We start from the raw sequence: 12,858 nt of genomic DNA on the forward strand, positions 1-12,858 counted from the left end.
GAAAGAACAGGCTATTCTGCCTGGTCTTTTCTATCGTTTTTACCGCCCGACGGAACTTGTCGATAACCTGCGCTTACTCAAGTAACAGGTCGGTCAGAACGGCCGCTGGTAAAAACCTCGTCTTTTTTGGGAACGCCTTATTATGTCTAGCTCCACCATCCTTGTTGTCGAAGATGACGCTATCGTGCGCATGCTGATCGTCGATGTGCTTGAGGAGTTGGAGTTCACGGTACTCGAGGCCGCCGATGCCGAAGAGGCGCTGAAGATTGTCGAAGGCAAAGACACGGTCATCGACCTGATGATGACTGACGTCGGCCTGCCGGATATGGACGGTAAGCAACTGGCGACCCAGGTGCGCGAACTGCGCCCCACCCTGCCCATCCTGTTCGCCAGCGGCTATGCCGAAAACATCGACGTGCCAGCCGGTATGCAGGTGATTGGCAAGCCATTCTCGATCGATCAACTGCGCGATAAAGTCAAATCGATGTTGCCCACATGATCCGTTGTCCTTTTGCAGGTTTTAACGTGACGTCCGGGAAATAAAACAGGAAACTCATCGCCTTTATTTCCCCGTCAGTCAAACGAACTCTGGAAGGACGCAACAACATGATTGGACAACCTGCGCGCCTGGTGTTGGCGAGCCTCTCGATACTACTGAGCACCAGCGCCTGGGCCGACTTCACGGCGACGCCGACCGAAGCACGGGCCATTGCCAAGGAAGCCTATTTGTACGGCTATCCTGTGGTGCAGATGTACAAGACGCTCTACACCCAGGCCGTTGATAAAGGCGGGGTCAACTACAAGGCCGCGTTCAATCACATCGGCAATACCGCGCAGGTTTTCACCCCTAAGGACACCGCGTTCGTGACCCCGAACTCGGACACGCCCTACTCCTTCGTCTGGATGGATCTGCGCAAGGAACCCTTGGTGCTGACCCTGCCCAAGGTCGAAGACAACCGTTACTACTCGGTGCAGTTGATCGACCTCTATACCCACAACCTCGCCTACCTGGGCACGCGCAGCACCGGCAACAACGGCGGTCACTATATGATCGCGGGCCCGGACTGGAAGGGTCAGCAGCCAGTCGACATCGACCGCGTGGTCTACAGCGAAAGCAATATCGCCTACGCGCTGTATCGCACCCAGCTGTTCGATGAAAAAGACTTGAGCAAGGTCAAGCAAATCCAGAGCGGCTACAAAGTGCAGCCGCTGAGCAGCTACGTGAAACAAGCGGCCCCGGCGAAAGTGGCGAAGATCGAGTGGCCCAAGCCGATGGCGAACATGAGCGACAGCCCGCAGTTGTTCCGCTACTTGAACTTCATGCTGGCCTTTGCGGCGCCGCAGGACAGTGAGAAAGACCTGCTGGCGCGTTTTGCCACCATCGGCATCGCCCCCGGCGCGCCCTTCAAGCTGAACCAGCTGACCGCCGAACAGCGTAAAGCGCTGGAAGATGGGATTGCCGACGGCAAGGCCGAGTTCGCCGCCTTCAAGAAAGACAAGGTCGACACTCACCAAGTCTCCAGCGGCGAGTTGTTCGGCAGCCGTGACCGCCTGAAAAACAATTACCTGTACCGTTACGCCGGCGCCAACCTGGGCATCTTCGGCAACTCTACCGACGAAGCTGTTTACTTCACCTACTTCGATGACAGCGAAGGCAAGCCGGCCAACGGTGCACGCCGCAGCTATACCGTGCACTTTGCCAAGGACCAACTGCCGCCCGCCGATGCGTTCTGGTCGCTGACCATGTACGGCGCCAAGACCAAGTTGCTGGTGCCCAACCACAAGAAACGTTACCTGATCAACTCACGCATGCTGCCTGAGCTGAAGCGGGACGCCGACGGCGGCCTGACCCTGGCGTTGCAGCATCATGAGCCACCGAAGGCCGAACAGAGCAACTGGCTGCCCGCCCCCACCGGGCTGTTCTTCGCGGTGCTGCGTGTTTACCTGCCCAAGCCTGAAATCAGTCAATGGACGTTGCCGCCGTTGACGCCGCTCAAGTAACACCACGCGCGGCGGGAGTCGACTCACAGTGGCCTCCCGTCGCGCGTTTATGCGTCATTGCTGTTTGAGCTTCAGAAAAGACTGATGCAGGTCGGATGCCCATCCATCGATGACACTTTTCACATCACCGGCTTTCATCACCTGAGTGTCGTTTGCCAAGGGCTCCCCTGTGCCTTTGCGCACCACCTGGGCAATCACTTTTCCGTTGGCGCCATCGAGGAACTGCGCCTCGGTGCCCAAGGTGGTTTCCTGGTCGCGAATCCCCGTGCCGGTACTCACCGCCGCCGCGACAAACGCAACCGGAATGAACTCGTAAGGCTTGAGACCTTCGGTTTTACTGCTGACGGCCGTAATCGCTGCGCGCACGACGATTACCCCGGGGCCTGGGCCATTTGCCAACGGCATTGAACGGGCCAGTTCACGCTTGAGGGCCTGGTTGTAATAGTCGTTGATGCCGCGAAGGGTGCTGTCTGGAATCCGGGGGGTGGCTTGAGGCTTGGGATAGAACTGCGTGGGTTCGATGTAAACCGCGCTGTAGCGGTTCAGGTCCAGTGTGGGATCGACCCAGCGCATTACTTCGGCTCCGGAGGGCGACTTGGCTTCCTTGAGTCGGCTGTAGTCCGACAGAAAGCCCGAATATTCGTCCGGTTGCGTGACCTTGCTGGCGCAGCCCGCCATGCCGATCGAGGCGACGCACAGCATGCTGACCATTAGCCTGAGTTTCATCGTTGGAGCTCCCCATCGATAGATTGAGCTCTAGGTATAGCCAATCTTGGGAAAACGGGCTGCTTATTTTGGCCATGAGCCTTGGGGGGCGAAGGCTCAGGTTATCGGTGACGGCTCGGGAGCCGAAGCCTGTTAACTGACGCCCCGCGCTCCAAATGTGGGAGGGGGCTTGCCCCCGATGGCGATGGGTCAGTAGCAGATGCATTTACTGACCCACCCTCATCGGGGCATAGGTATCTACGCTCTGATCCAGCATTCTGGTCGGCTGTCAGGCCGCCATCGGGGGCAAGCCCCCTCCCACATTTGGAACGCGGGGTCTCAGTTGGGGAGGCTTCGGCTGCCGAGCCGTCACAGGTTCAGGCCCCACCAAACTGTGTAGACACCTATGCAGCTACGGGACAGATTCAACCCCTGCCGCCTCGCCCTTCATGATCAGTATTTGCTCAGCCGCGTTCGCGGGGGATCAGGCTCTGCAACTGCGTAGCCAGGAAATTGGCGTCGAAGCCGAAGGTATCCGGGTCTTTCAGGCCATTGGTCTTCTTCCAGAGCCAATCATTTTTATCCGCCGGCAGCACCAGCGACACGCTGCCGTGGCGGGCGGCGGTCAGGCCCATTACCGCAACAGAAATAAACCCGTCCGCGCCCATCACGTCCGGTACGAACTCCACGCTTTTACCCGTGATGAGCACATTCAACTTCTCGGTCTTAAAGGTCGATGCCTCCACTGGCACGCTCGGACTGCTAGCGACATAGGCTTCCCGACGCACCTCCAGCAAACCGGCGCGTTTGACCGGTTCCAGCCACTGTTCGATCTGCTCGAACAACTCGCCAAGCTTCTGCGCCCAACGCGCCGACTGCAGCTCGAATTGCTGTTTTTTCTGCGCTTCGCTCTCGGCGTAATGACGAAGCATCTCGCCCAGTTGCTGTACATCGTCCATTGCGGATTTCCTTGGGTGAGCCAGGTTGCGAAGCCTGATCATCGCAGATGCGCGTGCCAGGCGTACGGGTTAAAGGTGATTGCGCCTGGTTCGGCATTCGGCGGCAAGCAGGTCATGCCTGCGGTAACGGTGTATCGAACGAAGGATGCTCCAGTAGAAGGCGACGCCACTGCATTCGAAACCAGGGCGTAAATGACGCGTGCGGCTCAGCGAGCCGGGCTGATATTTCGGCACGGGTCAGCCAGCTGATTTCGCTGATTTCGTCAGGAACGGGTGAAACCACAGCGTCCGATCGAGCCACCAGCACATGACACAGTTCGTGCTCGGCGCCGATCGAGCCAAAGCGGGCATGGTACTCAAAGCTGTATAGCGCCCCACAGGAAGCTCGGACGCCCAGCTCTTCGCGCAAGCGCCGAGACGCGGCATCCAGCACAGTCTCGCCAGGCGCCGGGTGACTGCAGCACGCATTCGACCAGAAACCTGACCAGAGCATTTTCCCTGGGGCACGACGCTGAAGCAGATGACGCCCGCGCCGGTCGATCAAATGTACCGAAAACGCACGGTGAAGCTGCCCCGCTCCCAGGTGCGCATCGCGTTTGCCACACACGCCGATCGGTACATCGTGTGCGTCTACTAACACCACATCATTGTTCATTCATAGTTCCTTCGCTGACCGGCTCGGCGCCTTGCTTGCTGTTAGACAACCTGTCCCCACGCGCTGACCAGGGTCAAAGCTGCAGCGGTGAACGCGGGATCGGCCCGGAGCCGGGTCATGCCATCCAGGTCGTCCTGTTCGAGTAGCCCGCGTTTGAGCAACGCCGGGCCGGCCTGTGCCGTGGTTGCGGCCCAAAAAGTGTCGGCGGGACTGTTATCGCCAATACGGCCTTCAAGGGTGCGATGCCCTACATTGGCAAGCCCTCGATCACGCAACCGATCCGGGAGCGTAGTGGCCCAGAGCATGTCGGAGCCAACGGTCTGCTCCAGCAGGGTAATCCCGGCCTGGGCCACTTTTCGGAACAACGGGTTCGCGGCGCTCAGGCTCGGCTCCAGGCTCACGTCCTCGATCACCAACCAGCCTCCCGGGCGCAGCCAGGTGATGGCTCGCGTCAATAGGTCCTCACGCTCGCCGAGGTGACACAGCAGCGCCCTGGCATGTACCACGTCAAAGGAGGCAACAGGAAAATCATCGGTCGCGGCATTGTGGGTAAGCACCCGGATACCGGGGATATCGGTAAGGAACCGGGTGTCGATATCCGTGGCGGTGACGCTCGCTTGGGGATATCGCTGGCTCAGCCAGCCGGCGAGCGATCCGGCCCCGGCGCCTAGATCGAGGATGGCAGGCTTGTCGGCAAGCACCAACTGATCAAAAACCCCTTGGCTCAACGGGTCAAAGACACGCTCCAGGGTGCGCAGCCGTGCCAGTTGGCCAGCGTGCTGGTCTGCGAGATAGCTGCTGGTGTAGCCGGGCTCGTCGAGGTTGACGGTAAGGGTCACAGCACGACCTCCAGTCGATCAGGGCAGCGATTGAGGAAACCGCGCTCAATGGGCTTGAAACCCGGAGCCCAGCGCACGTTTGGAAAGGTCTGCAGCAGCAGGCGAGCGCCGAGCGTGATTTCCAACCGCGCCAGCATGGAGCCCAGGCAGAAGTGGCGGCCCGCGCCGAAGGCGAAATGGCTGGTAGCCTGTTCGCTGCGCGACAGATCAAACGTGTCCGGGTCGCTGAAGTGGTCCGGATCACGGTTGGCCGAACCAATCAGGCAGGCCATTGTTGCGCCAGCCGGAATCGTGCCCGAAGGCAGTTGCAGCGGTTCACGGGCTTCGCGGAGCACGAGCTGCAAGGGCGGGTTGCGCCGCAGGGTTTCGGCGAGGGCGTTATCCATCAGCTCTGGATCAGCGATCACCGCGTCTTTGACGCCCGGTTCGCTCAGCAGATTCACAATCAGGTTCGCCAGCGCGCCGTGGCTGGTTTCGCTACCCGCCGTCATCAGGATCGCGCAGTAAGCGCGCACGAACGTCTCGGACAATGGCTGGCCGTCAATCCGTGCCGCCAGGAGCTGCGAGATCAAGTCGTCCGCAGGTTCGGCGCGTCGAGCGTCAATGTGGGGCTGAATAAAGTCGTAGAAACTGTCTCGGTTGGATAATCCACCGGTCAGCAGCGCCGGGTCCTGTCGATAGTTGCCCATATACGCGAAGCCGATGGCGCACCACCGCTTCAGCCGCTCCACCTCTGCGCAGGTTTGCGCCGGCAGCCCCAGTGCATGCGCCATCACCCGTACCGGCAGCGCAGCGGTGAAATCGGCGATCAGGTCAACCTGGGGGCGACCGTGCATGTGCGCCAGCAAGTCTGTGGTCACCGCGATGATGGAAGCTTCAAGCGCCGCGAGGGCCTTGCCACGAAACGCAGGGCTGAGCAACGCGCGGTGCTGGGCGTGTTCACATCCGTCCATCGTGACGATGGTGTGGCCCAGCAGCGGTCCGATCTGCCAACTGTAGTTATTGTTGCTTGCACCCGGATGAGTCAGGGCGGCTTTGACGTCCACATGCCGGCTGACCAGCCACACATCGGTGGGCTCGTCGTAAGCGATCGGCAGCGTGGTACGCAATTGCTCATACAACGGGTATGGATCGATTTCGAACTGCCGGGATTTGAGCGTCGGAGGGATAAGCTTCAGGTCCACTTGCTGATTGTTCCGGGCCGCAGAGTCGGCGGCATGCAGCAGATAACGAGAGACGCTGCGGTGCCAGTCGCCTGCCGCCCGCACAACCTGACGCAGCCGGTCCGGGTCGGTCGCCGCGCTCGGCGGGTGGCTCGCAGGCTCGGCAGCGAGCGCCGTGAACTGCGCCACTGCCGTGTTTATCATCTGATGGGCGGATTCGATCGCGGCGGGCCAATCCATGCCAGCGCAGGCCGCGAGTACCGACACCAGGTTGAAGCGCTCACCACACACCACATCCTTGGCAATCGAATGGATATCGTTGGTCCAGGCGATGATATCGGCAGCGTGCTCTCGCATCGTGCTCCACGCTTGAACATCCTCTGGGGACGCATACGGATCGAGGGTTTCGGCCCCGTCGATGAGATCAAAGAAGAACAGTGCGCCGAACGAATCCCGGCGCAACGGCAGATAGGCGGCCAATGTGAGCGCTGTGTCGGTTTCCCGCACGCGCACCAGCGTTGCCTGCGCACGCAAATGCTGGATCAGATGTCGCACCAGCCGGGCCCGCCAACGGTCGCCGCCCCAGCTCCGGGTCCGCGGCCAAAGATCATCGACCAGAACGGCGAGCATCGGGTCTTCGAACCGGCTGCTTTGGCCTGAGGAAGCAGCGCCGCTGCTTTCGGTCAGCGCCTGCACCGAGGCGATGAAACCTTCCAATGCTCCGTTTTCCGCCCAGGGCCCATCGTCGATACGGTCATCCAGCGTGAGCGCCCACAGGTACCAGCACACCAGGATCTCGGCTCGGTCCGTGGGCGCCCTGCCGCATAATGCCAGCCCCAGGTCGAGCAGCGCCGTGGTACTCAACCGATGCGCGCCACGGCGGCCGATCAAGCCGTATCGCTGCGCCCAGGCGAGGGCATGCGCGCGCAACTGCTCGCTGTCGGAGCGTGGCGGCGGGCCGGCGAAAGGAAACTGAATCTCGGGGATGATGAGGGGCGGCGGTGGGTGATCTCTGTGGCTGGGGCCGGGGTCGTCCTCGCAGTGTGGCGGTGCCATGATGAACTCCTCTTGAATGAACTTTCATTAAGAACGACCTTACAGAAAACCAACCCCATCAGGGTGTGAGGGGAGTCTGACTATTCATCTAGTAAAGGCAGCTCTGGAGCGTAGGAAAAGGTCTATCGCCATCGTAAGCAGTGACCGGTCATCAACATTGCATGAACTGCACTGGTGGATTGGCCGGCAACTGCACATGACTAATGCGCCTTCGGTGAGTATGGTGGAACCCACATTCCCTGCCCGGAGCATCGCATGCGCACCATCGGCCTTATCGGCGGCATGAGCTGGGAGTCCAGCGCCGAGTATTACCGCATCATCAACCAGCAAGTACGCGACCGGCTCGGCCCGCTGCGTTCGGCGCAACTGTTGATGTACAGCGTGGACTTCGGCCCGGTGGAACAGGCCCAGCACGCCGGGCGCTGGGACGATACCGCGCTGATCCTGGAAGACGCCGCGCGCCGTTTGCAGGACGGGGGCGCCGAGTGTGTGGTGCTGTGTACCAACACCATGCACCGGGTGGCGCCGCGTATCGAGGCGGCGGTGTCGATTCCCTTCCTGCATATCGCCGATGCGGCGGGCGCTGCCGCCGTACAGGCGGGCACCTTGACCGTGGGATTGCTCGGCACTGCATTCACCATGGAACAGGACTTCCTCAAGTCCCGCCTGACCGCACAGGGCCTGACCGTGCTGGTGCCGGATACGGACGAACGCAAAGCGGTGCACCGGATCATCTATGAAGAATTGTGTGTGGGGGTGATCAGCGCCGAATCACGCGCCGTCTACCAGCGGGTGATCGAGTCCCTGGCCGCGCGCGGTGCCCAGGCGGTGATTCTCGGCTGTACGGAAATCAGCCTGCTGATCAAGCCCGAGCACTGCGACCTGCCGCTGCTGGACACCACCGAGCTGCATGCGCGGGCTGCGGTGGCGTTTGCATTGGAGGACTAAACCGGCGTGCGCAGGCGCGCCATGCTCAACGTGTCGACGAACACACCGTCACGCAGGGCGTAATCGCGCAAACAGCCTTCGACCTCGAAGCCGAATTTGCGGTACAGGTTGTGCGCCGCTTCGTTGTCGGCGTACACCGTGAGTTCTACGCGATGCAGGTTCATCCAGTTGTCAGCCACATCCAGCGCGGCCGTCAGCAACTTCGAACCCACGCCCTTACCCTGCCAGGCCGTCGCCACCCCCATGCCGAGCGACCCCACATGCGCCTGGCGCACGCGCAGGTACTGTTCCAACCCCAATTGACCAATCACTTCGCCACCGTGCACCGCCACCAGTTGCAAACGGCGTTCGTTATCCATTACCAGGCGCTTGCGCCACGCTTCCACTGACTGAAAAGGCATTTGCAGCACCTGACGGCATACCGCCGGTTCGTTATAGAGCGCAGCGACACCCTCAAGATGGGCCTCGGTGAAACGCTGGATCACGATATGGGGCTCGGGGGTGTGCATCGTATTTCATCCTTTGAAAGACACGTGGCCGTCTAGTGTAGGGGATAGGCATCTCGCAGTCAGTTAAGTGAAAGTGGTCCACTGTAGGAGCGAGCTTGCTCGCGAAAAACCTCCAGGCAACGCGTTCATTCTGAATAAACGCGGAGGCCCGGGGTTCTCCGCGAGCAAGCACGCTCCTACAAAAGGCATTTAAGCAACAGGCCGTGCCAGGCGCCACACCCGCGCAATATCCGAGGCCCGCTCACGCAACAAGCGCGGCGCCTCGCTGCATGCCTGCGCAAGACTCATCGGCCCCGAGGGCAACGCAAAGGCGGCATCCACGCCGTGGGCGTACATCTGCTCGTAGCCATCGCCCAGGGTTCCGGCGATCACGATCACCGGGACATTGTGTTGCCGGGCAATACGCGCCACGCCAAACGGGGTTTTCCCGCGCAGGGTCTGGGCATCGAAGCGGCCTTCGCCGGTGATGACCAGGTCGGCGCCACGCACCACGGCGTCGAGGCCAACCAGCTCGGCCACCACTTCAACGCCGGCGCGGAACTGCGCGCCGAGGAATGCCTTGGCGGCGAACCCCAAGCCGCCTGCCGCGCCGCTGCCGGGTTCGTCACGCACGTCCTGGGCCAGCACCCTGGCGCAGTGGTCGGCAAAATGACCAAGGGCGGCGTCCAACTGCTGCACCTGTTCGGGGTTGGCGCCTTTTTGCGGGCCGAAAATCGCCGAGGCGCCGTGGGGACCGCACAGCGGGTTGTTCACGTCCGCCGCGATTTCGAAGCAGACCCGCGCCAGGCGTGGGTCGAGGTTTTCCAGGTTAATACGCGCCAGGCCGCTCAACGCCAAGCCACCGGGTGCCAAGGGCTGGTTCTGGGCGTCGAGCAACTGCACGCCGAGCGCTTGCATCGCGCCTGCGCCACCATCGTTGGTGGCACTGCCGCCGATCGCCAGGATAATGCGCCGGGCGCCCAGGTCGAGCGCGGCGCGGATCAGCTCGCCGGTGCCATACGTGCTGCTGGAGCAGGCATCGCGCTGGCCCGGTGCAACCAACTGCAGGCCGCTGGCCTCAGCCATTTCGATGATCGCGGTGTGGCTGTCGGCCAACCAGCCCCAATGTGCCTGCACCGTATCGCCCATTGGCCCGCGCACGGCCTGGCTGCGCATTTGGCCGTTACACGCGGCGAGCACTGCTTCGACCGTCCCCTCACCGCCGTCCGCCATCGGGCATTGCACCAGCTGTGCGTCAGACCAGACCTGAGCCAACCCTTGCGCAATCGCCTGGGCGACCCCTTCGGCACTCAGGCTGTCCTTGAACGAGTCGGGGGCGATGATGATTTTCATGGGCGTTCTCCGGTTTTTATAACGCCCATGCTGCCAGTTGGCACCGCCGATGACGCCGGTCCAATGCACAAGTGCGGCAGAGGTTTGTTGTTCATTTTTACAAAGCCTGGGGCAACAGTTGCACGCCCAGGTACAGCGCCAACATGCCATCCAGAGTCAGCGGATCGACGCCGCTCAGTTCGGCAATCCGCTCCATGCGGTAGCGCAGGCTGTTGCGGTGAATCCCCAGGGCATCGGCACAGGCCTGGCTTTGCCCGTCGTGGTCGCACCATGCGCGCAGCGTGGCCAGCAGTTGGCCATTATTGTCCTTGGCGAGGACTTTGCGCAGGGGGTTGAGCAATTCATCCAGGGCATCGTCGTTACGATGGCGCCAGAGCATGACCGGCAGACGATAGCGGTTGAGGATCAACAGCCGCGAATGCGGCAGGATATCGCGACCGTAGGCCAGCAAATCACTGACACGGCGATAGCACCGGCGCAACCCGGCCAGATCCTGGGCCTGCCCGCCTACGGCGACCCGCAGGACAGTCCAGCCCAGCCCGTCGAGCTTTTCCAACAGGCGTAGGTTATCGACCTGCACCGCCGCGGGGCGACACCACAACAGCGACAACGGCGCCGAACTGACGCACCAACTGTCCGGATAACGCGACGTCAGCCAGGCACTCAAGGCTTCGGCCGACTGCCCCGCGCCCAGTTCGAACAGGTAAGGCGTACGCGCCAGTTGCGGCTTGAGGCCCAGTTGTTGCGCTTCGTCGACCAGGCGCGGCGAGTCACCGGTATCGGCCAGCAGCAATGCCAGCAGGTCGTCACAGCGCTGGCGCCGCCACTGCTGCTCGGCCTGCTGGTGGCGCTGACTGACCAGCATCTCGGCGGTCATGCGCACCAGTTCGGCGTAGGTGCGCAGGCCTTGCGGTTCACCGGTGATACCCAGCACACCGATCAAGCGCTGATCATGCATCAGCGGCAAGTTGATGCCAGGCAGCACACCCTTGAGGTGCTTGGCGGTCTGCCCATCGATTTCCACCACGCGCCCGTTCGCCAGCACCAGTTGGGCGCCTTCATGTCGGGTGTTGATGCGTTCCGGTTCGCCGCTGCCGAGGATCAGGCCCTGGTTGTCCATAACGTTGACGTTGTAGGGCAGGATCGCCATGGTTCGATCGACGATATCCTGTGCCAGCTCATGATCCAGCTCGAACATAGGGCTATTTTCCTTCCAAAGCGAATTGGTCACCGGCACAGCGCAAAGCGGGCATGGCTGTGCGCAAGCACAAAGACAGTTGCCCATCGCGTCGCCGAGACTGTTTGGGCGATCAACGTTACCCTCGCATCGCTAAAAAACATAATAAAGAGAGACTCGCCATGTCACAGAGCGCCGCCGCAGCACTGGCCACCGATGACGATAAAAACGCCATCTACAAGCGCGTTACCCTGCGCCTGATCCCCTTCATCTTTATCTGCTACCTGTTCAACTACCTTGACCGGGTGAACGTTGGCTTTGCCAAGTTGCAGATGCTCGACGCGTTGAAATTCAGTGAAACCGTGTACGGCCTCGGTGCCGGGATCTTCTTTATCGGCTACGTGCTCTGTGGCGTGCCGAGCAACCTGGCGCTGACCCGGTTCGGGCCAAGGCGCTGGATAGCGCTGATGATGATCGTGTGGGGCACCTTGTCCACCTGCCTGTTGTTCGTGACCACGCCGACGCATTTCTACACCTTGCGCCTGTTCACCGGTGCCGCCGAGGCGGGGTTCTTTCCCGGTGTGGTGCTGTACCTCTCGCAGTGGTTTCCGACGTTTCGCCGGGGCCGGATCATGGCGCTGTTCATGTCCGCGATCCCGGTCTCGGGCCTGCTCGGCAGCCCGTTCTCCGGCTGGATTCTCAACCACTTTGCGGCAGGTCAAGGCGGCCTCGCCGGTTGGCAGTGGATGTTCCTGTTGCAAGGCATTCCCACCGTGATCCTCGGCGCCCTCGCCTACTTCCTGCTCAGTGACAGCTTCGCCCACGCCAAGTGGCTCAAGCCCCACGAACGCGCGGTACTAGAAGCCGACCAGGCCACCGATCTTGCGAACAAACCGAAGACCACCACCGACTCCCTGGCCGAGGTGTTCAAGAACCCGGCGATCTGGGCATTCGGCCTGATCTACTTCTGCATCCAGAGCGGCGTCTACGCGATCAACTTCTGGCTGCCGTCGATCATCAAGAACCTGGGGTTCAGCGATAACCTGGTGATCGGCTGGCTCAGTGCGATCCCGTACCTGCTGGCCGCAGTCTTCATGTTGCTGGTGGGCCGCTCCGCAGACTTGCGCAAGGAACGCCGCTGGCACTTGGTGGTACCGATGCTGATGGGCGCGATTGGCCTGGTGATCGCGGTGAATTTCGCTACCACCCCGGCTATCGCCATTCTCGGCCTGACCATCGCCACCATGGGCGCCCTCACCGGCCTGCCGATGTTCTGGCCGGTGCCCACCGCCATGCTCAGCGCGGGCGCGGCGGCGGGTGGGCTGGCGTTGATCAACTCCATGGGCCAGATGGCCGGGTTTCTCAGCCCCTACATCGTCGGGTTCGTGAAGGATGCGACGGGGTCCACGGATGTGGCGCTGTACTTGCTGGCAGCGGTCATCGTCGCCGGCAGTGTGTTGGCGTTGCGTATGACACGCACCTTGAAGGTGTAAAGCGCCCCACACAGGACGCTG

At 61.6% G+C, this 12,858-nt stretch carries 12 protein-coding genes; 4 read left to right on the forward strand and 8 right to left on the reverse strand.

Annotated features, from left to right (window positions below; translation table 11 throughout):
- Positions 1–142: 142 nt before the first annotated feature.
- Positions 143–499 carry a response regulator gene (locus C4J92_RS13745; RefSeq protein ID WP_124370777.1) on the forward strand — a complete coding sequence of 119 codons (357 nt, stop codon included), beginning with the start codon at positions 143–145 and terminating at the stop codon, positions 497–499.
- A 107-nt stretch (positions 500–606) separates the two neighbouring features.
- Entirely contained in the window at positions 607–2,001 is a 1,395-nt protein-coding gene (locus C4J92_RS13750) for a DUF1254 domain-containing protein (protein WP_124404234.1), read from the forward strand.
- Between the two features lie 54 nt (positions 2,002–2,055).
- Here the strand turns inward: C4J92_RS13750 and C4J92_RS13755 are convergent, their stop codons facing one another.
- The 5 genes from C4J92_RS13755 to C4J92_RS13775 all read right to left on the reverse strand — a co-directional run bounded on the left by C4J92_RS13755 (position 2,056) and on the right by C4J92_RS13775 (position 7,378).
- On the reverse strand, positions 2,056–2,727 hold the full coding sequence (locus C4J92_RS13755; protein WP_124404235.1) for a DUF3313 domain-containing protein: 672 nt from the start codon (positions 2,725–2,727) through the stop codon (positions 2,056–2,058).
- Positions 2,728–3,170: 443 nt separating this feature from the next.
- Positions 3,171–3,665, reverse strand: a complete 495-nt coding sequence (locus C4J92_RS13760; protein WP_124404236.1) for a hypothetical protein — start codon at positions 3,663–3,665, stop codon at positions 3,171–3,173.
- 112 nt (positions 3,666–3,777) lie between these two features.
- Positions 3,778–4,320: an isopentenyl-diphosphate Delta-isomerase gene (idi, locus tag C4J92_RS13765; protein ID WP_124370781.1), complete on the reverse strand. Its 543-nt coding sequence runs from the start codon at positions 4,318–4,320 to the stop codon at positions 3,778–3,780.
- Between the two features lie 41 nt (positions 4,321–4,361).
- Positions 4,362–5,159 carry a trans-aconitate 2-methyltransferase gene (locus C4J92_RS13770; RefSeq protein WP_124404237.1) on the reverse strand — a complete coding sequence of 266 codons (798 nt, stop codon included), beginning with the start codon at positions 5,157–5,159 and terminating at the stop codon, positions 4,362–4,364.
- A complete protein-coding gene (locus C4J92_RS13775; RefSeq protein ID WP_124404238.1) occupies positions 5,156–7,378 on the reverse strand; it encodes a cytochrome P450 in 2,223 nt (740 codons plus the stop codon). Before C4J92_RS13775 ends, C4J92_RS13770 begins: the two co-directional genes overlap by 4 nt.
- A 255-nt stretch (positions 7,379–7,633) precedes the next feature.
- Here C4J92_RS13775 and C4J92_RS13780 point away from each other — a divergent pair, with 255 nt between their 5' ends.
- Entirely contained in the window at positions 7,634–8,326 is a 693-nt protein-coding gene (locus tag C4J92_RS13780) for an aspartate/glutamate racemase family protein (RefSeq protein WP_124404239.1), read from the forward strand.
- Here the strand turns inward: C4J92_RS13780 and C4J92_RS13785 are convergent.
- The 3 genes from C4J92_RS13785 to C4J92_RS13795 form a co-directional block, all read right to left on the reverse strand.
- Positions 8,323–8,835, reverse strand: coding sequence for a GNAT family N-acetyltransferase (locus tag C4J92_RS13785; RefSeq protein ID WP_124362955.1), 513 nt, complete (start codon positions 8,833–8,835; stop codon positions 8,323–8,325). The genes C4J92_RS13780 and C4J92_RS13785 overlap by 4 nt on opposite strands.
- Before the next feature lie 189 nt (positions 8,836–9,024).
- Entirely contained in the window at positions 9,025–10,167 is a 1,143-nt protein-coding gene (locus C4J92_RS13790; protein ID WP_124404240.1) for a glycerate kinase, read from the reverse strand.
- Positions 10,168–10,264: 97 nt separating this feature from the next.
- On the reverse strand, positions 10,265–11,365 hold the full coding sequence (locus C4J92_RS13795; protein ID WP_124404241.1) for a sugar diacid recognition domain-containing protein: 1,101 nt from the start codon (positions 11,363–11,365) through the stop codon (positions 10,265–10,267).
- A 161-nt stretch (positions 11,366–11,526) separates the two neighbouring features.
- Between C4J92_RS13795 and C4J92_RS13800 the strand changes: the two genes are divergently transcribed.
- Positions 11,527–12,837, forward strand: coding sequence for an MFS transporter (locus C4J92_RS13800; protein WP_124404242.1), 1,311 nt, complete (start codon positions 11,527–11,529; stop codon positions 12,835–12,837).
- Positions 12,838–12,858: the final 21 nt, after the last annotated feature.

The sequence above is a fragment of the Pseudomonas sp. R3-18-08 genome (assembly GCF_003852065.1).
Lineage (GTDB): Bacteria > Pseudomonadota > Gammaproteobacteria > Pseudomonadales > Pseudomonadaceae > Aquipseudomonas.

Bases quoted from the DNA above. Each gene is read 5' to 3' on its own strand.
- C4J92_RS13745 (WP_124370777.1), top strand. From the start codon at position 143: ATGTCTAGCTCCACCATCCTTGTTGTCGAAGATGACGCTATCGTGCGC.
- C4J92_RS13750 (WP_124404234.1), top strand. From the start codon at position 607: ATGATTGGACAACCTGCGCGCCTGGTGTTGGCGAGCCTCTCGATACTA.
- C4J92_RS13755 (WP_124404235.1), bottom strand. From the start codon at position 2,727: ATGAAACTCAGGCTAATGGTCAGCATGCTGTGCGTCGCCTCGATCGGC.
- C4J92_RS13760 (WP_124404236.1), bottom strand. From the start codon at position 3,665: ATGGACGATGTACAGCAACTGGGCGAGATGCTTCGTCATTACGCCGAG.
- idi (WP_124370781.1), bottom strand. From the start codon at position 4,320: ATGAACAATGATGTGGTGTTAGTAGACGCACACGATGTACCGATCGGC.
- C4J92_RS13775 (WP_124404238.1), bottom strand. From the start codon at position 7,378: ATGGCACCGCCACACTGCGAGGACGACCCCGGCCCCAGCCACAGAGAT.
- C4J92_RS13780 (WP_124404239.1), top strand. From the start codon at position 7,634: ATGCGCACCATCGGCCTTATCGGCGGCATGAGCTGGGAGTCCAGCGCC.
- C4J92_RS13785 (WP_124362955.1), bottom strand. From the start codon at position 8,835: ATGCACACCCCCGAGCCCCATATCGTGATCCAGCGTTTCACCGAGGCC.
- C4J92_RS13790 (WP_124404240.1), bottom strand. From the start codon at position 10,167: ATGAAAATCATCATCGCCCCCGACTCGTTCAAGGACAGCCTGAGTGCC.
- C4J92_RS13795 (WP_124404241.1), bottom strand. From the start codon at position 11,365: ATGTTCGAGCTGGATCATGAGCTGGCACAGGATATCGTCGATCGAACC.
- C4J92_RS13800 (WP_124404242.1), top strand. From the start codon at position 11,527: ATGTCACAGAGCGCCGCCGCAGCACTGGCCACCGATGACGATAAAAAC.